Genomic DNA, 22,929 nt, shown 5'->3' with positions numbered 1-22,929 from the left:
ATCGTTAGGTAACAGGTAGAACAAGAACGGAGGATGGACATGTCGAAGCAAATATTGATTCTTGGCGGCGGATACGGCGGCTTGCTGGCCGCTTTGACGGCTCGTGAACATATGAGTCCGCAGGAAGCTACGATTACTGTAGTTAACCGCTATGCGACACACCAAATTATTACTGAGCTGCACCGGCTGGCTGCAGGCACCATCAGCGAGAAAGCTGTGGCTCTGCCGCTGGAGAAGCTGCTGCGCAACAAGAATATCACCCTGAAGGTGGATACGGTAAGCGAAATCAAGCCTGCGGAGCAAAAAGTAGCTCTGGCAAGCGGCGCAACGCTCAGCTATGATGCGCTTGTTATCGCCCTGGGCAGCCAAACCGCTTATTTCGGAATTCCGGGACTGGAGCAGTACAGCCTGACGCTGAAATCAGTGGATGAAGCGAACAAAATTCGTGCGCATGTGGAAGCACGCCTGGATGCTTACAAGAAATCCGGCAATCCGGCGGATGCCACCATCGTCATCGGTGGCGGCGGTCTGACAGGGGTCGAGCTGGTCGGCGAATATGCGGATAAGCTGCCTGAAGTATGCCGTGCGAAAGGCATCAACTACAACGATATCAAACTGTACTGCGTTGAAGCGGGTCCTTCCATTCTGGCAGGTTTTGCCCAGCCGTTGGTTGACCGTGCGGTCGCAAGTCTGGAAAAACGCGGCGTTGAGTTTATCACCGGCGTTGCAATCACGGAAATGAAGGCTGACGAAGTGCTGCTGAAAGACGGACGTGCCATCAAGACGAGCACTCTGATCTGGACGGGCGGCGTTCAAGGCAATGTGCTAGTCGGAGCATCCGGTATCGACGTGGATCGCGGACGCGCTACAGTTACTGGCACACTGCAGTCCACTTCCCACGAAAATATCTTCCTCGCTGGCGACAGCGCGGTTGTATTCCCTGGTGAAGGACAGCGTCCATACCCTCCAACGGCACAGCTGGCTTGGCAGATGGGCGAGACGGTTGGCTACAACATCTTTGCATTGTTCAACGGGCATCAAATGGAAGCCTTCACCCCTGTATTCTCCGGAACGCTGGGAAGCCTGGGCAGAACGGACGCCATCGGTACCGTAGGTGCGAACCAGACCCAACTGAAAGGCGCAGTGGCGACTTTGATGAAGGAAGGAAGCAACATGCGCTACCTGTCCCACATCAAAGGTTTGTTTGCATTGGCCTATTAAAATTTAATCTCTTTATATCAGGGAACCCGCATCTGTTTCAGGATGCGGGTTCCCTTTTTTAATACGCTTGTTAAGTCTCCGCCAGCCGCTAATGATCTGTGGCAAGCCCATGAAATAGAGGCATATGAACGTTTAGTAACGGTGGAGACCGTTTACGAACACCTGCCTCAACCTTAGATGTCGCGAGAGTGCAGGAACTGGATTTAACAGCGTAAATATGATACGCTTTAAACAAGCGAATATTTATTTTCTACGGAGGAACCGTGCCTAATTTTTATTAAGCATGGTTTTTTTATTGGAGGGGTTAGAACATTGGAGCATTCAGTGGAAAGTCTCTCGGAACAAATAAGGAACAGGGTTGATGCGAGGTTTCCAGTATTGTTAGCTAATTTAGCAGAAGAGCTGGCATATGACTTCATGTTTGCACCTAAATATAAAATCACTCACAGCTATGATCCTCCATGGGATTGTTCGGGCATGCTGATTCAGACCAATGAATCATTTTCAATGGATGATTATGATCGTGTTGCAGACTTTTTTGCTGAGTATACAGGTCAATCTACAGCCAGCTATATAAGTGGTATCGGTTTTTTACATAATAGATTTGAAGAAAAGTACGAAGATATGATCAGAAAATTTGTTTTTGAATGTTACGTTGAGGTTCTGTCTGAAATAGATGCGCACTTGCTGGTTCAACAGTTATTGGAAAATGGATATGATATCGGGGAAGTGGATAAAAATGACATTGTACAGGCGGTCACAGATTATGAACTTTTTGAAGAGCCATTCTGGTATCATTACGAAATTATTGAGCGCGTGAAGCCGCTTAGTCTCAAAAAGATGATTGCCCGTGGTAAAAATGAAGCTATAAAAAAATATCATCATCAATTAATAAAAAGGGTGGAAGAAGAGCAGAAAATAAGCTTTGAAAGGAGAGCTGCACAAAAGCTTTGGAATAAACTTCAGAAACTATTCAGATTGCAAAAGGGATATCCACTCCCCAAAATTGAAATGAAGGATTATGAAATGTTTCAGGAATTTTTGGACCATAACCGGATATCGATCGAAGAAAGGATCATCTTATCTAAATATGTGGGCGATAAATTTTCCAACAAAGTGTGCATGTGTTTAAGGAATGAACAAGGGCCGGAGTGAGAAATTCACTCCGGCCGTTTCTGTATCGGAATTATTCAATTAGAAAGTATCAAGTCTGCTGTTGTTATCACTTTTGTCATAAATCGTTCCGTTGATATCAGCATCGCTGTATTCATTGTCAATCGCTTCTACGATACCGTCTTTAAAGTCGCTGCGATGGGAGCTGCTGAGACTGTTCCAGTCATCCTTGTTAACGTAGACTTTTACTGTTACTTTGTCTTCGTCACCGGTCAGTTTGATGTCGAATTTAACATTTTTCCAGTTACTGAAATCATCCTGAATGTCATCCTCAAGGTCACTAATGTCCACACCGGAGGACTTCTCGCTCAGCGATGCGGTGCCCGAGCTTCTTACGGTGATGTCAGCCAAGGTGCTTCCACCATCGTCATCACGTACGGAACCGGAAATCGTAGCATCTTTGTAAGTCTTACGAATATCGTCAACCATGTCCTGGATCAGGTTGGTTTTCTTGCTGCTGGACAATTTGTTCCATCCAGTCTTGGACACATTTACACGAAGGGTAAGTTTATCTGAATTACCGCTCAATACGATCTCGGATTTAGTACTTTCATAATTGCCGTAATCATCGTTCAAGTCATCTTCCAGGTCGCCCAGGCTGGTGCTGCTGTTGTTTTTCTTGTTGTCATCAATTTGCTTCTGCAGGGCTTCTTTATCCTTCTGAAGCTGGGCGATAGTTGCGTCCTTGGTCGCTGCTTCGGATTTTGCCGTAGCAACCTGTTGATTCAAGGTATTGATTTGGTTGTTCAGTGCTGTAATCGTAGATGGATCCACCGGAGCCTGATTATCCTCAATCACAACGCGTTTGTTGTTACCGTCCCAGGTAATTTTCTTATCCAGGGCTGTACCAACCATGCGAAGCGGCAGGTAAGTCGTTCCGTTAATCATGAAAGGCTCTGTAGATGCGTCGGACGGCACTGTGTTGCCGTTGTAAACGATGGCAATGTTGTTGTACACCGCTTTGATGGTTTTGGTAGCTTGTGCGGCATATGTAGGCTGCGTTAATAGCGCTCCGGATACGGCCAAGGCCGACACTGCAGCAATAATGACGGGTTTCTTGAATTTCATGCGTTTGTCTGCTCCTTTTTCTTAAAATGATGTCCGCTAACGGAGCGGAAGACCCGATTCCCAATCCAGCAAAGGACGGGTAACGGAAAACATACTACTAGAGTAACATTATTAAAAGAAAGAAAACAACATCAGTAATGTAACCTGTTGCCAAAATCTTTCTTATACATGTTAGACGCATCAAGGCAGTAATAGGTTGCTGTTCAAAGCATAATTTTAATTTTTTTCGGAAAATCTCCCCTTCACAGAATATCTCCTAATTTCGTTTCATTTCTTAGTAGACTTAAATAAGTGTGTGTGCTAATATCAAAACAACTTATATAAGTCATAAAGTTATTTTTTTTCGTAAATAAGATATTCAGGAGGTGCTTACAATTGATCGAGCCTGAATTGAGATAAGCGAATTTTCCATGTTCTAATAGTTGACATAATAAAACAAAGGTTTTAATATTCATATTCGATAATGATAATCATTATCACTTAAAATGTACGTAGGGGGGTCTCGATAAACCAAGGAGATTGCAGATGTATTTTTCTATAATCTTGATTTTCGAATGGGAGGGAATGCAAAAAAACGTTAAACATTATTAAAAATTAAAGGAGCTTGATGAAAATGGGGAAAATATATATAGATAAATGTAATAAAATGGTTAAAACGATTGTCATTGCATCTTTGCTGGTAAGCGGGCTGTCCGGGCTGAGACCTGTTCATGCGGCAGGAGGAGGGAATCTGGAAGCACTAGGCAGCATGATACTGCCAGCCAGCGGAAGCGGATTCATGCATTCTATTAAAGTAACGATTCCGGCATACACCGTGCTTGGGGGTGGAGACCAGCTGTACATCTCGCTTCCCGGAGGAATGGACTTGTCGAGAGACTCCAATGGCTATGTAATAGATCCCATGGATGACAGCGGTTCGAATCGGATATACATATTGGGCAGTTCCAATCCGCTCAGGGATTTAAACGGCTCAGCTCCGGGCGCACCTACCATCGAGGTGATAAAGGCGGACGAGGATAGCTTCCTGCTGGAGATACCGGACATGGGAGAGGATTATACACTGGAGGAAGACGCCTCCTTTCTGATTCAGCTGGGTGATGTTACCTGGGAGGATATGGACGAGGGGCCGGTGGAGGTTGCGTTTACAGCTCCTGGTCATAGCGCTTTTCCGGCAGGTAAAGTCTCGATAGCTACAGTAGGCGGTGGCAAGGTTGCGGTCACGGCTGGTTCCAAGAAAGGAACGGACAGTGATTACTCCTTCAGTCTCACCTTAAAGGAGGCATCCGCCGGGGCACTTGAGCCGCTGAATGAAAGCGTTAAAGTTAAATTGCCGGCAGGTTATAAATGGAACCTGAATGACAGTGTCCGAAAAGTGGAATATGGGACGACTTATGGACAAGACATGTACTTCCGGCTCACCTCCACGGACGACGAACTGACGGTAGACGTTCTAGGCACGACTTGGAAGGACGAGGACAGTGACGGTGACGTACAGCCCGTGGAAGTCACCGGGGCAACCTATGAGATGAGCAAATGGACTTTGAGCGATTTAAAATTTACATTAACCAAGCCTGAAAATGCTGTTGACGGAGATATAACAGCCCGAATTAGCGGTGAAGCCGATCTGGATGTAACGGAACTGGTTGTAGGCACACATGCGCAGTACGGTGTTACGGTGAGTGCGAAAGCGGAGCAGCTGCCTGTCATCTATTCCGGACGTGCGGAACAGCGGATTTCAGACATCCTCATAAAAGAAGCGCTGTATGGAACGCTGCCCGCAGGCCGTACCCTCACCTTAACTCTTCCCGAAGGTGTGGCGTTTCAGCCGGTTTATGCAGGCAGTTCGGAAAGTCCCGCCAGAGAAACCGACAATACGGATGATTTGGAGCTTGCATTTGTTCGCTATACCGGAACGGATAACCGGACAGCCGTATTTGAAATAACCGGAGCAACAACATCCAGTCCCGGGACGTTTTCACTGCAGGAAGTGGATGTCGTTACTGCACCCGATTTTGCGGGAGATTTAACCATTGAAATAGGCGGCAGTGCGGGTGCCAAAGGAAGTGTTAAAGCTGCGGAAGTTCATGCAGGGTTGGCCGTTTTGGCAGCTTCTGTTCCAGAGGTGATCATCGGACGATCAGGTCAGCAGGCTGCCGATTTCAGTCTGGCGGAAACTGTTGCTGGCGGCCTGAAAGATGGCGAGCTGGTCACACTTACACTTCCTGAAGGGGTGACGTTTATAGCGACGCCTACTGTTGATGTGTATCAAGGGGATTTGCAGTTTGAACCGTTGAAGCTGTTAAATAACGACCAGTCGGTTGCTTTAACAATTACAGGCGAGAGCGATGAAATCACCACCCTTCAATTCAGGGATGTTATATTCACGATCGACCGGACGGTTGCCGAAGGGGAAATCGAGTTGATGGTGGCCCGGACGACTGAGGTGAGCAGCTACACGCCGTTCCATAACCTGGGCAAAGAAGTAAGAGTCCCGCTGGCGCGGGTCGCCACTCCGGCTTCGGGAGAAACCATAAGCCATTCCAGTTTTAAGGTCGGAGAAATGGTATATACGGTGAACGGTACAGAGAAGACAGCGGATGTTGCGCCGTATATTCATGAAGGACGGACATATCTGGCGCTTCGTTATGTAGCAGATGCTCTTGATGTATCAGATAACAACGTGTTATGGGACGCCACAACCCAAACCGTCACCTTAATCAAAGGGGAACGGATCGTACAACTGCAGGTGGGCAGCACGACAGCTACCATTAATGGCGTTCAAATCTCATTAGATGTGCCCGTAACCATCAACAATGGAAGGGTGTTTCTTCCTATTCGATCTACTTCTCTGAGCATGGGAGCTGCTGTAGAGTGGCATGACACATCCAGAGAAGCCAGAGTTGTCAAGAGTTCATGACTCATTCTCCGCCCGGTACAGGCATTTTCTGATTTTATTTCAAAAAGTATGCATGAATTCGGTAAACGGGAGCATATTATTATAGGTCTATATACGCCAAGGGAGGGGATTCCCATGTATAAACGCCATGTTCCCGAGCCTATTCCGGAAGAAAATACGGAGGTATGGTCCTGCACCAACAATGACTGCAACGGGTGGATGCGCACGGGGTTTACGTTCAGCGGTGAGCCAAGCTGTCCTTTATGTGACTCGTCCATGAGTCAGGAGATCAGAATGCTGCCGGTTCTGAATGCCGCAGGCAGCTCTTTTCCCGGCACACGCTCCTGACAGCGGGGTTGAATGAGCAGCAGGAGAGGAACACTATGCGAATTACCGCTTGCGCCGTCAAATGATAGTGTGCTAAATTGTAATTAATTATGTTAAGGAGGTGAAGGTAGGTGAATTTCGAGATGGTGAACAACCGTATTAGCCAGCTTCCAATTGCTATGGCTGGCATTGTGCATGCATTTTCCGTCAACGGGAGAAGTCTGTCCATTTTTAACGATACGGAAGTAACTATTGCGAGAAGACGCCTACCTTAACCGAACGGATTGCTTTATCCGAAAGGGCCGCGGGCATATTCCTGCGGCCCTTTTTGTGCTGTGCGGGTCAGGGTCTTCATCACCTGGGGAGGACCTATACATGTATATTGTAAACGGACAACAATTGAAAGCTTATCATGGAGCGAACCTTATTCTGGATGGAGTGAATTTTGAAATACATGAAGGTGAGAAGGTCGGGCTGATCGGCCGCAACGGCAGCGGGAAAACGACATTGTTGAAGCTGATCGCTCGCCAGAACAAGCCAGACGAGGGTTTGTTGACGCATAAAAAGGATATCCGCATCGGATATTTGCCACAAATTCCGGAGGAGTTCGAAGCGCTGACCGTTCATGAGGTGCTCGCTTACGGCTACCGTGAGCTGCAGGACTGCCGCCGTCAGATGAGCCGGCTGGAGCAGGAGATGTCTGCGCCGGATGCGATGGCTGATGCAGAGCGAATGGAGAAACTTTTAAAGTCTTATGCTGCGCTCCAGGAGCGCTTCGAACAGGCTGGCGGCTATGAGATGGATGCGAATATCGATCAGGTGGCCGACGGGCTGGACATTCCCAAGTCTGCATATGATCGTGTCTTCGGCAGCTTGTCAGGGGGCGAGAAGACCAGGATCGTGCTTGCATCCCAGTTGATTGGGAAGCCGGACCTGCTGCTGCTGGATGAGCCGACGAACCATTTGGATCTGAAAGGGCTGGAATGGCTGCAGCAGTTTTTGCATGGTTATACAGGGGCCTGTATTATCGTGTCCCATGACCGCTACTTCCTCGATGCTGTCATCGGCAAAATGATTGAGATTGAGGACGGCGAGGCGCACACCTACCCTACCAATTACAGCGGATACGTGAAGGAAAAGGAGGAGCGCCTCCTGATCCAGTTCGCGGATTACCAGGAGCAGCAGAAGCGGATCAAGAAAATGAAAGAAGCGATACGGCGGTTCGAGGAATGGGGACGTATCGGGGATAATGAAAAGTTTTTCAAAAAAGCCGCCTCTATCCGCAAAGCGCTGGAACGGATGGAACTGATCAAGCGCCCAGTGCTGGAGCGGCAGAGCGCTGATTTTGACCTGAATCCGCAGGACCGTTCAGGCAGAAGGGTAGTGCGCTTTGAAAATCTCCATAAAGCGTACGCCGGACGGAACATTCTGGCCGGTGCCGAAGGCAGCCTGGAGTTTGGCGAGAAAGTGGCGTTGTTGGGTGATAACGGTGCCGGGAAATCCACGCTGCTCCGTCTGCTGCTCGGTCAGGAGCAGCCAGACGCCGGCGTTGTAGAATGGGGCTCGCGTGTAGAATACGGCTATTTGGCGCAGCAGGAGGAACGGGAGGAGCTTTCGGAACCCGTACTGTCCTTTTTCCGGAAGGAAGCCGCCGTGGAGGAGGGGGAGGCCCGCAGTATTCTGGCCAGGTATCTTTTCTATGGAGCAGACGTCTTTAAGCCTGTGCGTATGCTGTCCGGCGGGGAATGGTCCCGACTGCGGCTGGCGCTGCTGGTGATGAAAAAGCCGAATCTGCTGCTGCTGGATGAGCCAACCAACCACCTGGACATCGATTCGCGGGAAGCGTTGGAGGAGGCGCTTGAAGCCTTCCCCGGCACGGTGATGGTCATCTCCCATGACAGGTATTTTGTCAACAAACTCGCGCAGCGGGTCTGGGAGCTGGAGCAAGGGCGCGTGACTTCTTACCTGGGAGGATTTGACGATTACCGGGAGAAGAAGCGTCAGCTTGTAGATATTCGCAGAAGTCTGGATGAGCGGGAAGAGGTTGTACCAGGCAAGGGGAAAGGGTCCGCCAGACGCAAGGAGGAAAAAGCGCAGCCGAATCCAGGCCAAACCGAAAGCCTTGAGCGGGTCCGGGTTGTCCGAGAGAAGCTGGAGCAGCACATCGCTGCCCAGGAAGCCGTACTTGCCGCCACGGATGCTGAACTGGAACAGGCCGGTGATGATCCGGTGAAGCTGCAGGAGCTGTGGGCTGATCGCGAAGAGAAGCAAAAGCGGCTCGATGAACTGCTTGCCGAATGGATTGAACTGGACTAGTTGACGAAATAAATTAGACTGAGGTGGCTGGGTATCCCTGCATGATGTCCTTGCACGATTATCCCTTTTGTTCAGGAGCAGAGGGTGGTGGCTAGAGTAAGAGTGTACGAAAAATTGATAAGGAAAAAAGGAGGCGGTTCAGTTCAGGTGAGATTTTCGATTTGAAAAAGGAACTTGTCCTGAACCCGTCTAATGATCTCGTATCTGTCTGCTGATCTGCCCAATATCCCCTTATCCCGTGCTTGTCTGCTGCTCGGCGACCTGATCCAACGGGATAATGGTGCAAAGCGTCCAGATAGGGGTGTGTGGATCTGTCTCCCAGCCAACTGGCCCTCCCTGTCCTCAAGCTTTCAACGCCCTTCAAGTACTGCTCAAGAGTAGTTGCGCAGACGCGCCCGGAGTGCTTCAATGGATAAGACAGTGAGCCTACTAAGGGCTTGATCAGATGAAGGGGGAAGCAAGGAAATGACGGACAGAAAAAAAGTCATCATAGACACCGATACGGCAGGGGACGACACGATAGCCCTTCTGACGGCCATGCATTATTTTCAGGTTGAAGGCGTGATGATTACCGGCGGCAATGTGCAGTTTGACCAGCAGGTGGAAAATGCGCTTTATACGATTCAGGTTGCTGGCAAGGGCGGAAGCATCCCGGTCTACAAAGGGCATGAGAAGCCGATGCTGGCGGTCGGAAAGCAGCAGCACCGGACGGTGGAGGATGTGCACGGCTCCGACGGCATGGGCGGAGCGAACTTTCCGCACGCGGTGCAGCGGCCGGAGCAGGAGCATGCGGTGGATTTTCTGATTGAGAAAATCCATGCCCATCCCGGCGAGATTCATCTGCTGGCGATTGCGCCGCTGACCAACATTGCCATGGCCGTGCAGAAGGACCCGGGGATCATCCCGAAAATTCCGCACCTGTATATCATGGGCGGCACGAATAATTCCCTGGGCAATATTACACCGTCAGCGGAGTACAACTTCTGGGTTGACCCGGAGGCGGCCAGAATCGTGCTGCATTCCGGTGTGCCGATCACGATGGTCGGCTGGGAGATGTGTACCCGCTACTCGGTAATGGACGATGCCAATCATGAGGAAATTGAGCGGCTCGGTACAGCGGGGGCGAAGTTTTTCATCGACATTAATAGAGTGGTCAAGCAGTTCAACAAAGAGGTGCATCGGCTGCCAGGCACGACACATCCGGATACGCTGCTAATGGCAGTAGCAGCTGATGAATCGATCATGACCCGTTCCGGCATGTATCATGTGGATGTAGAGACGGCGGGCGAGCTGACCCGCGGCTACAGCCTCGTGGACATCAACAACCGTCTGGAGCGTCTGCGGAATGTAAGAGTGTGCGAGGAAGTGAACCGGGAGGCATTTACGGCCATGCTCTATGAGGTGCTTGGATCGATTGTTACATGAAAGGATTATTGCGTGTTAGGTCGTACAAGATGAGGCTAGAGGAGTGGGTGACATGGCGGATGCATGGAACAAAAAATACGTATTAAAACACAAAAACGTCCCGGTTGCGGAAATTGAGCTTGACGAAGCGACCGGCGCCATTTCCGCTATCGGTGATGTGTACGACGAACGCCACGTTCCCATCGGGATATCGGTCAAAAAAGGACGTATCGACCGCTCGGCGCTCAATGAATGGTGGCGAGGTCGGGCTATTCCCGCTAGCCGGGACGGCATCAAGGAAGCGCTGCTTGAACTGAGACTGGCTACCACCCAAAAACTTTTGGATAAAAGTTTGGGCCTCAGCTTGTCCGACCAATATTGGATATGTCCCACAGGTGCCGATGTCGATTGGTCGCAGGTCAATTTTTTCGATAACGCTTTTTCCGAAGATGTCGGGAATGTACTGTTCGGCAGAGAATTTTCGGGAGAAGGCATAAGCTTAATGTCGCCGGATAACACTTCGGATGGCTGGTTAAAAAAGAAATGGGCGATATTGGATGGGAAACGCTGCCTCATCAAGGGCGGAAGCGGCGCGATTCAGCAGGAACCTTATAATGAAGTGCTGGCAAGCCGAGTAATGGATCGCCTGGGCATTCCTCACGTTCCCTATACGCTATTGGTACAAGAGAATTACCCATACAGCGTTTGCGAAAATTTCATCACGCCACAGACGGAATTGGTGACGGCATGGTATGTGATGCAAATCCGGCAAAAACCAAATCATATATCGGTTTATCAGCATTATGTAAATTGCTGCGAGGCGCTCGGCATTCCCGGCATCGTCGATGCGCTGAACCGGATGATGGTCGTGGATTACCTCATTGCCAATGAGGACAGGCATCAAAATAATTTCGGCGTCATTCGAAATGTGGAAACGCTGGAGTGGATCGGAGCAGCCCCGATTTACGATAGTGGCTCCTCCCTCTGGTTTACCAAGCCGCAGGCGCTCATTTCGCCAACGGTCCAATTGACCTGCAAGCCCTTCAAAAACGATCATAACGAGCAAATCAAGCTGGTTACGTCTTTTGACTGGCTAGACTTGTCTCTGCTGCAGGGGCTGGATGAAGAGTTTAGGGCAATACTGCAAGGTTCATTGTTTATTGACGAGGCAAGGCGTGATGCCCTTTGCTCCGCCTTGCAAAAGCGGGTAGACATGCTGGCCGGGATTGTTCATTCCCGCACGCCCCGTTTATGGGTGGATGATCGAAGCGCTGATGTCCTGGAGAACACAGCATACAGCGGTGAGTCATCCGCAGAAAACGGATCCGACTAAAGAGCCCGCTCTCATGCGTTTGCATCGGAGGCAACGGTTGTCGCTTTTTTGCCAAAACCGCTTAGCAGTAGTTAGGCGGTTTTTTCAATTCGGGCACTCCAGTGGGTCAGCAGTCATCTAGTCACATTTAAGTTAGAATGAACAATACTATTCATTTATTTGGTAGTATAATACTGGTTGGAATTACTGTTGCAAAGGAGCAAAAAACGTGGCACTTCCAGTAAAACCGAAAACATTTATCGGCTCATCTAGGGAAGCTATAGAATATGCAAATGCTGTTCACAACCAGTTAAAGCGTCTAACCCATGTTAATCCATGGTACGCAGGTGTATTTGGTGCAAACCAATATACGATGGAATCTCTGGAAACCGAACTGGACCATAATGATTTTGCTGTTTTTATATTTGCTCCTGACGATGTTGCACTTTATCGAGAGAAGAAAAGCAGAGTATTCTACACTTTTTCTGGGAATACAATAAGAATGTATCTGTTATTGAAGGAGAGGGTAGATATCATGCTCTCAGTGAGGCTGTTCGTAATTCAATAATCCCTCCCGATGGGTTCCGTGTCACTGGAGCAGCTTTCTGGAGAAAACAGGGGACCGATGGTCTTTCTCAAGTTGGGGGTAATGTAGGAAAAGGGCGCTTCTTTCCTTTTAACTCCAACCGGGACAAAGCAGATGGAGATCAGCTCATTTATGTCTTGGATGTTTACTTTAGTGGAAAATTTTCCTTTTTTAAAAGACAAGAAGTTGCTCCAGTATATGTGTTATGTTACCCTTTAGATCAAGAACATGTACTTTCTGTGCATTTCACTGGGCGGAAAGGTTTGGAAGAATCTGATTTGCCAGATGTCATTACGAGTAATGCTGAATTATTAAGTGTAATTACTCATTTAGTTGGAGGGGATTCCGTATGATACGCAATAACTTAGCAGGGCGTCATGGAACCACCAAAAATGAAGTTATTAGGATAGATCGAGAGGTCGCCAATAAAGTGCTAAATGGTGAAGGGCTCGCAGGAAAAATACTGCGAACTAATAATTCAAAAGTAGAAACTAACCTTAAAGGCGTAATTTATCATGATGTTAACAGTGGGGAAAAGTATGTTGGACCTTCTGTTGATGGAGAAGATAAAGTGTATGTTAAGGTTCTAAGCGGCGATGTAGATCGAAAAAAACCATCTTTCGCATAACAGATAATAGTAAGATGAGGGAGACACCTCTTCTTTCTACAATATCTAAATTCATAAAAAACAAAGGCTGCGGTAAATGAACCGGGCCTTTGTTTTTTATTTCATCGTATAGATCGATAACTGATAAGTTCTCAGTGTCTAAATTTGACGTATATATACTGTTGACCGCTGTTCAATTTGGAGTATACTATTATCTATAAACAAACACTAAATTTTGGTTTTTGTTTGTGTGCTATAGGGGGTGAGTCTGGTTTGAAGTCAGACAATACAATTCGTGAAACACTCAGTACATACATACAGAAACATAATTTAAGTTTCACGCAGTTTTCAAGTATTTCCAATGTGAATGCCGGTACGTTGAGTCGGATGCTTCAAGGCACAAAGCCTGTTTCACTCCGACAATTGGAGTCGATTACATCAGCGATGAAATTACCTGAAGATTTTTTGTTTGATTCGTACGTTGATGAATGCTTTGCTTTTTCTCCGAGCATGCGGCGGATTCGTCCCTTTATTGTTCGGTGTGCGGAACTGGACCGCTTGGATTGCATCGAACGGGTTGTTCATCGGTTGTTGGAGGATCTGTCACACACTTCTGTTTTGTTTGAGGTAGCAGAGGACCTATTCGCTTCTGATCATAGACAGGCTGCGGCACTCATTTATACCCAGGTGAGCGAAGCGGAAAAACTCCAGCACTCAGAAAGATTGGCCATTTGCCGTTATCGGCTGTTCGAGCTGTCGTTAGGGGATGATCTGGAGGAGAATTTAAGATCGGCTATTTTATTTGAGCCGTATGTGAATCGTTTGGATGAGGCGGACCAGCTTGATGCTTTGAAAGAGTTGATTCATGTTATGATGACCGCTCATAAGTGGAAAAAGGTAGATGAACTGGCGGTGGAGATGCTGCGAATTGCTACGCTTCAGTATAAGCAGCCTTCAACTGAACGCAAACCAAAACAGCCATTCTATTTTTATATTTTGTATGGCTGGCTTTTTCGTTCCACTGTCTGTGAAGAGTTTCAGTATTATAATGGGGCATTGAGTTATGTTTCGAAGTATGAACAAGGAGAATTATGGATTCGTGAGGATGACGAAGAAGCACGCCGATATATTCACCAGTTTGCTGAATGGGCAACTGCCAACAGATATTTATACCGTATATTATCCGGTGAAGCAAAGGCGTTAGAGGAATACGCGGATTTTGTAGCCACTCGTCCAGAGGAAATCTTTATTGCTTTGGGCTATATGGTCCAAGCTGCTAACCGCTTTGATTTTGATATGGATCACATATTGGAACGTTTTGCGGCGTATATTCCATCTATGGAAGTGGTCGGGAAATATGGTCCGTATAATAACTCTGTTGTGAAGGAAAAACTCGCCAGATTTTTTAGTGATTTAGCAGTATATCGATTCAAAAGGGGTCATGACCGTGCAGTAAATTCCATACTCGAAGGTTTGCGACTATCGGTTAGAATCAACAGCATAAAGAACATTTTAATAATTTGACACGATTTGAAATGTACCGGAATTGGGCGGGTGATGATTTTTCTTTCATAGAAGTTATGGTTAATTGTTTGACGTTGCAGAGGCATCCTCTTTTGAAGGATGTTTTTTTGTAGTTCAAAGCTGTTCGAGGGACTAATATTCTAAGGAATGCATAAGATTCATTATATATAGTAAAACTGTTGAATATAACATTATTCTTGTATTTTATAAATTATTTGAAACATCTATTTTACTTGAAGATTTTAATCACAAGGATTAGAATAAGGGGGTAAGCAAAAATGAAGGATCAAAAAAACAACCAAACCGAGGTTTCCTATTCCAAACAAAGTACCGAAACCGAAACAGGAAAGGAACGAAAAAATATGAATACATCCTTATCTATTATCCCAGTGGAGGCTAGATCCACGATAAGTCGAGCAGGCCAAATTACATTCCCTGCTAAAATCATGAAACAAATTGGCTTGAAAGAGGGCGATCAACTTCGCTTTATTTTGAAGGAAAACGGTGAGATTCATGTTGAGCCAGTAAAGCTTTTGACTGCTGATGAACTATTTGGCATGTTTGATCGGCCAGAGGATAATGGTAACTTTACTCTGGATCTCAATGCGGCCCGAGAGGAGCGCAGTGAGCAGATATTGAAGAATTATAATTCGGAGGGGATGAAGTTTGACCAAGAAAAAGACGGAGATTTGGATTGACACGAATATCATCATCTATGCTTTGCGCACGAATAAAGAGCATTCGCCTCAGGCGCGGCAACTGGTTCAGGCGGCGCCCCAAGGAGAATTTACCTTGAAAGTTTCGCCGCTGATTATCAGTGAGTGTGTTTTTGTACTCATGGGAAAACAATTTCGTGAAAAGAAAGAAGTAATCAAGCAAGCACTAATTTCCTTCATTAATCTTAAGGGTATTGATTGCGAAGAGAAGGCAGTCGTGGAAGAGGCACTGGAGCAGTACAGTAAAAAGGGGATTGATTTTACAGATGCTTATTTAGCAGCACATGCAAAAGCAGTATCACCTGCACATGTGATAACAATTAATGTGAAAGACTTCCTCAAGCTTGGAGTCAACGTCCAAACCCCTGCTGAACTCATGGACAACAAGTAAGTTACCGCCTGTTGCACTACGTTACCAGAAGACCGATCGGTACTCCCTTGGCAAACCCGGTTGCTATCTGCGGATCCGTTGTTGGCTAAAGTTAGAGAGATGGAAGGCTTTTATACTGTACATAGACTTTACAATTTTATGCATATGGGGTAAGTGAGCCGGGAAAGGCAAGCGTTTTTCGGTGAAGAACTACTTCATTCTACCCTGTACGACATGGAACCGGCTTTGTTGGCGAGGGCTCCATGACCTATTAAGCCCCAGACTATGTCTGGGGCTTAATATTTGAGTTAGATACCGAGAAACAGCACGGTGCCGAACGGACCGGAGCGGATTTGCACCAGGAGGGTGAAACCAATGACAAGCAGTTCCAAGGTAATTTTACGAATCCAAATTGAGCGGGCGCGGCAAAAATTGCATTTGCTGGTGCAAGAGCACGGTGAACTGAGTCATCCAAGGATTGTCAAGCAATCCGTGCGACTGGACGAGCTGATCAATCGGTATAATCGAATAGAGAAAGAGAAACTAAAAAAGCCGATTGCTTAAACAATCGACTTTGGGCGAGAAACTTTTGCCAGGTCCCCTCGCCCTTTTATATTATCAGATATTTGAATGCAGTGGTAATTTAATTTCATTTTTGATATACATTTGTACTCCCCAATGTTTGGATTTTTCTACAAAAAAGAGGTGTGGAATGTGACAGTTACTTCCGAGCTATTTGCCAAGCAGTGCCCGACGATTGGAAGCCTACGATAATTCTTTACGAAGAGACCCAGTTATCCATACAGTCTCAACTGGAAAGAGAAATCTATTTGCAAGGCTTCCGGGATGCACTTCAGTTAGTTAATGTATTACACTGGAACCGCTAACGAAGGATGTGGAGACTCATGAAGCTGATCAGCCGTCTCGCGCTGCTCCGTGCATGCCCTGTGTCGTAAGCAAAACTTAAGAAAGGCGCACGACCGTTCTTCCCCGCGACTGACCCTGTAAAATACCGGTGAGCGTGTCAGGCAGCTCTTCCAGGGACACTTCCTTCTCCACCAGCAGCTCAGGCTGCTGCGGCTTCAGGTCCCCCGCCAGCCGCTCCCAAATCCGCAGCCGCGTATCATATGGGCAGAAAACCGAGTCGATGCCAAGCAGATTGACGCCACGCAGAATGAATGGGTGCACAGTGGTTGGCACGCTGCCTCCGCCCGTAAGGCCACTGACGGCAACTGAGCCGCCGTAAGCGATATGGCTCAGGATGGAGGCGAGCGATGCGCCGCCGACCGGGTCTACAGCCGCCTGCCAGAGCTGCTTGTCGAGCGCCTTGATGCGGCCGCCGTCATAGACCTCGTCCCGGGACAGGATTTCATGGGCGCCAAGAGACCGCAAGTAGTCATGGGCATCGGCCTTGCCCGTGCTTGCGGCCACCTCATAGCCTGCCCGGGACAGTATGGCAACGGCTGCAGCGCCCACGCCACCGGTAGCCCCGGTTACGAGGACCTTTCCTTTGCCGGGGGACATACCTTGCTGCTCCAGCCGGTCAATCGAGAGAGCGGCGGTAAAGCCGGCGGTGCCGAAGATCATCGCCTCCCGCAGCGACAAGCTCCCGGGAAGCGGCACGGCCCATTCAACTGGCACCCGCACATACTCACTGAAGCCGCCGAAGTGGTTAACGCCCAGCCCGTAGCCGGTCACGAGCACCGATTGTCCTTCCTTATAGCGGGCATCTGCAGAGGATACTACCGTGCCTGAGCAGTCGATGCCGGGGACGAATGGATATGAGGAGACGATTTTACCGTCAGCTGTACCGGCAAGCCCGTCTTTATAATTGATGCTGGAGTAAGCAGTTTTGATCAGCACCTCCCCTTCCGGGAGATCGTCAAGGGAAAGCTGGGATATGCCTATGGTAAAAGTATCCTTATTATCAACGACCAGCGCCTGGAATGTCAGGGACATGGAACGACCTTCTTTCATATTTTTTCAGTTGTTATCTATGCTAGACCACCCCTTTGCAGCAGTCAAACGATTAGATCACATACAGTCTCTTTGTTTTCAAATGATTGTTTTTCATATGTTTACAAATTTCTGCTGCTTTTTCATTTTGAATGTGCTAACATACCCCTTGATCTGAAAATAGCTAAACGGAGAAGGGTGACATCATTGACTGGTAAAGCATTAAATAAAGGCTCGCTGCTGCCGGGGAACCAGTTGAACATTTTTCATTTGACCTGGCCTATTTTCCTGGAATTGTTCCTGTTCATGCTGATGGGAAGCATGGATACCTTCATGCTCAGCTCCGTCTCCGATAATGCGGTATCCGGAGTGGGTGCAGCGAACCAGATTATTTCTATTGCCATTCTTATCCTTGAAGTGATCGGCAATGGTGCTGCCATCGTTGTCGCACAATATATCGGTTCGAAGAAGCTGATTGAGGCCGCCCGCGTCACGGGTACGGCCATTACGTTAAACCTGATGGTGGGTCTGCTGCTGAGCGTGTCCTTCCTGCTGCTCGGCACTCAAATGCTGCAATGGCTGAATGTTCAGGGGGAAATTCTGACGTACGCGCAGTCCTATATGAGCATTGTCGGTGGAGCCATTTTCCTGCAGGCATTGATTAACGCGCTGGCGGCGACAATCCGTACGCATGGCTTTACCAAGGAAACGATGTATATTTCGGTTTTCATGAATGTAATCCACGTGTTGGGCAACTATATGCTGATTTTCGGCAACTTTGGCGCTCCTGCGCTGGGTGTGGAAGGTGCGGCCATTTCCACGGTCGGCAGCCGTCTGATCTGCCTTCTGATCTTTTTCTGGCTGATGTACAGAGTAACGGAGGTCCGGGTTCAATTTATATATTATGTGAAGCTGTCCAGGGATTACATTGTTAAAATACTGCGTATCGGCATTCCGTCCGCGCTGGAATCGATCACATATCATTCCTGTCAGCTTGTGTTTACCCTCTATGTAACTTATCTGGGGGCTGAAGCGATGGCTACACGGCAGTATGCTTTTAATATCTCCAGCTATATTTATCTGTTCAGTATGGCAGTAGGTATGGGGACAGCCATTATTGTCGGTCGCCTGGTCGGGGCCAGGGAAAAGGATGCCGCTTATGCGCGGGTGCTGAAAAGCGCCAAATTGGCGCTCATGGTTACGGTGGCGATTGATCTGATCGTGATTGCTTTCAGAGTTCCGCTTATGGGCATATTCACGGATAACCCCGAGATTATTCAGCTTGGTGCCACGGTGCTTTTGCTCAGTCTGCTGCTGGAAAGCGGACGGACCACCAATATTGTCATCATCAGCTCCCTGCGCGCTGTCGGGGATGCGAAATTCCCGGTATTCGTAGGCCTGCTCTCCATGGTGTGCATGAGCCTTCCGCTTGGCTATCTGCTTGTGTTCAAGCTGAATATGGGGCTGGCAGGAGTATGGCTCGCCATCGCCGCAGATGAGTGGACACGTGCGGTCATCATGTACTTTCGCTGGAGGAGCCGGGTTTGGGAGAAGCATGGACTTGTTGAGCATGAATCCGCCGACAAGTCTGCATCCGCAGCGCCTGCAATTTAACGATTTTTCGCTCTTATAAACCTTCGCCGTCAGGGAGAGTTACGCACTGCTCTCCTGACAGGCGGAGTTTTTTTGGTTATTTCAACAGACATGTTTTAAGATTTGAATGATACCACTTTGTATTGCGGCTTACAATTCGGCATTATGATGAATTGTCATATTCAGTTTTACCCGTTAAGATGTAGGAAACTGACATGGGCTGTCCTATAATAAAACTCGTCATAACGGCAGGCAGCAGACAGAGGAGATTGGCCTGTACAGGAATCAGGGAGTGAACATGCACATGCGAAAGGTCCTTTTAAAGAGATTGAGTCTCGGATTAATGGCAGCACTCATGCTGTTTAGCTTAAATACAGGTTTGTTCGCAGGGGCTTCAGCAGCGTCCGCTGCATCCAAGACACCGGTGGAACGGCATGGTCAATTATCGGTAAAAAATGGCCGGTTAGTAGACCAAGCCGGTCAGCCTGTCCAGCTTAAGGGAATAAGCTCCCACGGCATCCAGTGGTACGGTGATTTCGTCAATGAGAAGGCGATTCGCTCGCTACGCGATGACTGGGGAATCTCCGTGTTTCGGGTAGCGATGTATACGGAAAATGATGGATACATTTCTAATCCTGCGCTCAAGAAAAAGGTGAAGGAAGCCGTAGAAGCAGCCCGCAAATTGGGGGTATATGTGATCATCGACTGGCATATTCTGTCGGACGGTGACCCTAACAAGTATAAAGCAAAGGCCAAAGCGTTTTTTAGTGAAATGGCAGGTTTGTATGGCAAGACTCCTAATGTGATCTATGAGCTGGCGAACGAGCCTAACGGGGGCGTGACCTGGAATGGGCAAATCAAACCCTATATTGAGGAAGTAAGCGCCGTAATCAGGGCCAAGGACCCGGATAATATTATTATTGCGGGTACAGGTACATGGAGCCAGGACATTCAGGATGCGGCGGATAACCCGGTTGCCGATGCCAATACCATGTATGCCTTGCATTTCTATGCAGGGACACATGGGAAGGCTCTACGTGACCGGATCGATTATGCGCTCCGTAAGAAGGCTGCCATCTTCGTGTCCGAATGGGGAACGAGTGATGCTTTGGGCAGCGGAGGCCCGTTCCTGAGCGAGGCGAAGGTATGGATTGATTTTCTGAACAGCCGCAAAATCAGTTGGGTGAATTGGTCATTGTCGGATAAGGGGGAGACGTCCGCTGCGCTTCTGCCGGGAGCGAGCAAGACGGGCAACTGGCCGGACAGTCAGTTATCGCCGTCAGGGCGGTTCGTGAAGAAAGAATTGCTGCGTAAATCGCCAGCGAATAATGGGGACAGCGGCAAAGCCGGTAAAGCTCCCGCTAACGGGACCGGCAGCAGCAAACCCGGTAAAGAGGGCGGAAACGGCAACAGTAAAAAAGATGGAATCAGCGGCAAAAAGGAAACCGGTGGCATCGTCCTGCAATACCGCAATGGTGATGCTAACCCGTCAGATAATGCAATAAGGCCGGTGTTAAATATCGTGAATACCGGTCAGACAGCGGTATCGTTGAGTGATCTGAAGATCCGCTATTATTACTCGGACGAGAGCAGGCAGAAGCAGCAGTTTTTTGTGGATTGGGCCAAGATCGGGAGCTCCAATGTAAACGGATCATTCGCTGCGATGAGCGCTCCCGCTGCCCGTGCAGACCATTATGTGGAGCTGTCATTCGGGAAGGCAGCAGGCTCCCTTCCGGCAGGCGGAGAGAGCGGGGATATCCAGCTTCGCATTCATCCGGCGGATTGGAGCAACTACAATGAAACCAACGACTACTCATATGCCGGGAATGCAAACAGCTTCAAGGATTGGAACAGGGTGACCGTCTATAAAAACGGAACTTTGGTATGGGGAGTGGAGCCTTAAAACGTATACTCATTTACGATCAGTTTATGAACAGGCGATAAGGCCATAAGGAGTTAGAGATGAAGAAGTTGACCATTGCGGACGTGGCCCGGGAAGCGGGGGTGTCCAAAAGCACAGTTTCCCAGTTTTTGAACAAACGATACAAATATATGAGCGACGAGACCAAGGCCAGAATCGAGCAGGTCATCAAGGAATTGAATTATCAGCCTAACGGACTGGCCCGAAGTCTCAAGCACAATCGTACCTACATGGCAGGTGTCATCGTTGGCAATCTGGAGTATACGCTGTCGATCCAAAGCATCCGGGCGATTGAAAATGAGCTGCAGCAGTCCGGGATTCAGGTTATTATCTGCAATGCGGATGAGAATCCTGACAAGGAAAACCGGCATATTGACATGTTGCTGGCCCGTAAGGTGGACGGGCTGATCATTTTCCCAACTGGGCAAAATGCGGCGGTCTATAACAGGCTGGTTGAAGAGAAGTTCCCGCTGGTATTCCTCGACAGGCTGGTGGAGGGAGTCAACACCCAAAGCCTGCTTCTCGATAACGAGATGGCCGTCAAGATTGGCATCCAGGAGCTGAACGAGCACGGTCATACCCGCATCGCACTCTTGACCCTGCCCATCGGGGAACACAGGATCACGCCAAGGGTTGAACGGGTGAGCGGGTATAAAAAAGGGATGGAGGAGCAAGGTCTTCCTCTCCGGCAGGAGTATATGCACAGTGTGCCACGGGAGGAGATTTACGCCACGCTGGATGGGCTGTTTGCGCTGGAGGAGCCGCCGACCGCTTTGCTGGCTGGCAACGACATCGTCCTTGCCGAGATGCTCCAGTTTGTGAACGCCAGAGGACTGCGCATTCCGGAGGATGTGTCCATAGTAGGCATCGATGACGCTCAATTCGCGCATATCTATAATCCCGCCATTACAACGATCCGCCAGCCTGCTGCGGATATCGGGAGACAGGCGGCGCGGGCGCTGATGAGCTCCATTGAGGAGAAGGGCAGCGCCGTGCCGATCATCTACCGGTTTGTACCGACACTGGTACATGGGAAGTCTGTGCAAAGCTTGAAGGGCTCTGAGGGGTATGCCAAAGGAGTATAAGGCGCTATCCCTTTCCCTATAATGTAGAGTGCGGGTAATATGATAGATGCTGATGGGTAAGAAAAATAATTCTAAAAGAATCTTGAATTATTAGTATTCTCCCTATATACTTACGGCAAGTTAAAGGTAGAATACTTCCGAGTTGTGCGATATACTAAAAATGCAGGTATCAGGTAACATTATCCATCAGCCGATCATAGAATAACCCGTAATAACACAATTATTACGGAGGGATTCGTATGAAGAAGCGGGGAGGTAGAATTATGTCTGTTGTAGCAAACAAAACCAACAATGTTGTTGAATTTAAGGGCAAAGGCAGGAAAAATGCTAGCGGTAAAGCAATTGCTGACTATCTGGGCAAAATCAAACCATTCCATTTGCAGAGCGAAGAATATCAAAAATCTAGTCGTGATGCAATTCGAGAAGAAGAAGAGGAATGGGACTAAGGGGGAGTAATAAATTTGAGTTTACGTTATTCTGACTCTTCTAATTGGCACGATATCGAAAAGCAAATGATTTTTGAAGCATGGGTTCCATATGTTTCTAATCGTCCAATAGACTTTTTTGTGCCATATGAGCCTGCGAAATATACATACGATGGTAAAAGGGTAGGTTTTTTAACGGAGTTGATTGAAGATGATTCCATATTTAGCTCACATAAGGCTGTTACAGATTTAAAGAGAAGGAAAGTCGTTATTCTTTCTCGTGACGAGGTATGCCAAAGCCAATACGAAGATGATGTTTTGATTGCAAAAATCATCACAATTAAAGATTAGTACAGGTCTAAGCCTTGGTATTAAGACTTGATAAACGGAAGTCATCAGTGGTTTGTTCATCTTCCGGAACACATTACA

General features: G+C 48.1%; 21 protein-coding genes. 19 read left to right on the top strand and 2 right to left on the bottom strand.

What is annotated here, in order from left to right:
• The first annotated feature begins 39 nt into the window (after positions 1–39).
• A complete protein-coding gene (locus ACE5LO_RS06640) occupies positions 40–1,221 on the top strand; it encodes an NAD(P)/FAD-dependent oxidoreductase (protein ID WP_375519233.1) in 1,182 nt (393 codons plus the stop codon).
• A gap of 312 nt (positions 1,222–1,533) precedes the next feature.
• Positions 1,534–2,376 carry a hypothetical protein gene (locus tag ACE5LO_RS06635; RefSeq protein ID WP_375519232.1) on the top strand — a complete coding sequence of 281 codons (843 nt, stop codon included), beginning with the start codon at positions 1,534–1,536 and terminating at the stop codon, positions 2,374–2,376.
• Between the two features lie 39 nt (positions 2,377–2,415).
• On the opposite strand, the gene ACE5LO_RS06630 is transcribed toward ACE5LO_RS06635, so the two are convergent.
• Positions 2,416–3,462 carry a stalk domain-containing protein gene (locus ACE5LO_RS06630; RefSeq protein ID WP_375519231.1) on the bottom strand — a complete coding sequence of 349 codons (1,047 nt, stop codon included), beginning with the start codon at positions 3,460–3,462 and terminating at the stop codon, positions 2,416–2,418.
• A 613-nt stretch (positions 3,463–4,075) separates the two neighbouring features.
• Between ACE5LO_RS06630 and ACE5LO_RS06625 the strand changes: the two genes are divergently transcribed.
• From ACE5LO_RS06625 to ACE5LO_RS06570, 12 genes are all read left to right on the top strand, one after another.
• The gene (locus tag ACE5LO_RS06625) at positions 4,076–6,379 is read left to right on the top strand and encodes a stalk domain-containing protein (RefSeq protein WP_375519230.1); all 2,304 of its coding nucleotides are present in this window, start codon (positions 4,076–4,078) and stop codon (positions 6,377–6,379) included.
• 114 nt (positions 6,380–6,493) lie between these two features.
• Positions 6,494–6,706, top strand: a complete 213-nt coding sequence (locus ACE5LO_RS06620; RefSeq protein ID WP_375519229.1) for a cold-shock protein — start codon at positions 6,494–6,496, stop codon at positions 6,704–6,706.
• A gap of 110 nt (positions 6,707–6,816) precedes the next feature.
• Positions 6,817–6,960 (top strand): RAxF-45 family protein, encoded by a 144-nt coding sequence (locus ACE5LO_RS06615; protein WP_375519228.1) that lies wholly within the window; start codon positions 6,817–6,819, stop codon positions 6,958–6,960.
• 100 nt (positions 6,961–7,060) lie between these two features.
• On the top strand, positions 7,061–9,001 hold the full coding sequence (gene abc-f / locus ACE5LO_RS06610; RefSeq protein WP_375519227.1) for a ribosomal protection-like ABC-F family protein: 1,941 nt from the start codon (positions 7,061–7,063) through the stop codon (positions 8,999–9,001).
• Between the two features lie 465 nt (positions 9,002–9,466).
• The gene (locus tag ACE5LO_RS06605) at positions 9,467–10,426 is read left to right on the top strand and encodes a nucleoside hydrolase (RefSeq protein ID WP_375519226.1); all 960 of its coding nucleotides are present in this window, start codon (positions 9,467–9,469) and stop codon (positions 10,424–10,426) included.
• A gap of 52 nt (positions 10,427–10,478) precedes the next feature.
• Entirely contained in the window at positions 10,479–11,738 is a 1,260-nt protein-coding gene (locus tag ACE5LO_RS06600) for a HipA domain-containing protein (protein WP_375519225.1), read from the top strand.
• Positions 11,739–11,946: 208 nt separating this feature from the next.
• Complete coding sequence (locus ACE5LO_RS06595; RefSeq protein ID WP_375519224.1) at positions 11,947–12,285, top strand: TIR domain-containing protein; 339 nt, start codon at positions 11,947–11,949, stop codon at positions 12,283–12,285.
• A gap of 367 nt (positions 12,286–12,652) precedes the next feature.
• Positions 12,653–12,931: a hypothetical protein gene (locus ACE5LO_RS06590; RefSeq protein WP_375519223.1), complete on the top strand. Its 279-nt coding sequence runs from the start codon at positions 12,653–12,655 to the stop codon at positions 12,929–12,931.
• Positions 12,932–13,183: 252 nt separating this feature from the next.
• Positions 13,184–14,434 (top strand): transcriptional regulator, encoded by a 1,251-nt coding sequence (locus tag ACE5LO_RS06585; protein WP_375519222.1) that lies wholly within the window; start codon positions 13,184–13,186, stop codon positions 14,432–14,434.
• Positions 14,435–14,712: 278 nt separating this feature from the next.
• Positions 14,713–15,132, top strand: a complete 420-nt coding sequence (locus tag ACE5LO_RS06580) for an AbrB/MazE/SpoVT family DNA-binding domain-containing protein (RefSeq protein WP_375519221.1) — start codon at positions 14,713–14,715, stop codon at positions 15,130–15,132.
• Positions 15,101–15,541, top strand: a complete 441-nt coding sequence (locus ACE5LO_RS06575) for a type II toxin-antitoxin system VapC family toxin (protein WP_375519220.1) — start codon at positions 15,101–15,103, stop codon at positions 15,539–15,541. Before ACE5LO_RS06580 ends, ACE5LO_RS06575 begins: the two co-directional genes overlap by 32 nt.
• 354 nt (positions 15,542–15,895) lie before the next feature.
• Positions 15,896–16,084, top strand: a complete 189-nt coding sequence (locus ACE5LO_RS06570; RefSeq protein WP_375519219.1) for a Spo0E family sporulation regulatory protein-aspartic acid phosphatase — start codon at positions 15,896–15,898, stop codon at positions 16,082–16,084.
• A 399-nt stretch (positions 16,085–16,483) separates the two neighbouring features.
• Here ACE5LO_RS06570 and ACE5LO_RS06565 read toward each other — a convergent pair whose 3' ends face one another.
• A complete protein-coding gene (locus tag ACE5LO_RS06565) occupies positions 16,484–17,479 on the bottom strand; it encodes an acrylyl-CoA reductase family protein (RefSeq protein WP_375519218.1) in 996 nt (331 codons plus the stop codon).
• Positions 17,480–17,683: 204 nt separating this feature from the next.
• On the opposite strand from ACE5LO_RS06565, the gene ACE5LO_RS06560 reads away from it, so the two are divergent.
• From ACE5LO_RS06560 to ACE5LO_RS06540, 5 genes are all read left to right on the top strand, one after another.
• Positions 17,684–19,090, top strand: coding sequence for an MATE family efflux transporter (locus tag ACE5LO_RS06560; protein WP_375519217.1), 1,407 nt, complete (start codon positions 17,684–17,686; stop codon positions 19,088–19,090).
• A gap of 283 nt (positions 19,091–19,373) precedes the next feature.
• On the top strand, positions 19,374–20,972 hold the full coding sequence (locus ACE5LO_RS06555; protein ID WP_375519216.1) for a cellulase family glycosylhydrolase: 1,599 nt from the start codon (positions 19,374–19,376) through the stop codon (positions 20,970–20,972).
• A 59-nt stretch (positions 20,973–21,031) separates the two neighbouring features.
• Entirely contained in the window at positions 21,032–22,075 is a 1,044-nt protein-coding gene (locus ACE5LO_RS06550) for a LacI family DNA-binding transcriptional regulator (protein WP_375519215.1), read from the top strand.
• A 263-nt stretch (positions 22,076–22,338) separates the two neighbouring features.
• Positions 22,339–22,521 (top strand): hypothetical protein, encoded by a 183-nt coding sequence (locus ACE5LO_RS06545; protein WP_375519214.1) that lies wholly within the window; start codon positions 22,339–22,341, stop codon positions 22,519–22,521.
• Positions 22,522–22,536: 15 nt separating this feature from the next.
• On the top strand, positions 22,537–22,851 hold the full coding sequence (locus ACE5LO_RS06540) for a hypothetical protein (RefSeq protein WP_375519213.1): 315 nt from the start codon (positions 22,537–22,539) through the stop codon (positions 22,849–22,851).
• The last annotated feature ends 78 nt before the right edge of the window (positions 22,852–22,929 follow it).

Source organism: Paenibacillus medicaginis (assembly GCF_042138635.1).
Classification (GTDB): Bacteria; Bacillota; Bacilli; order Paenibacillales; family Paenibacillaceae; genus Paenibacillus; species Paenibacillus medicaginis.
The sequence above is the reverse complement of the archived record's forward strand: the minus strand, read 5'-3'. Positions and strand labels throughout refer to the sequence as shown.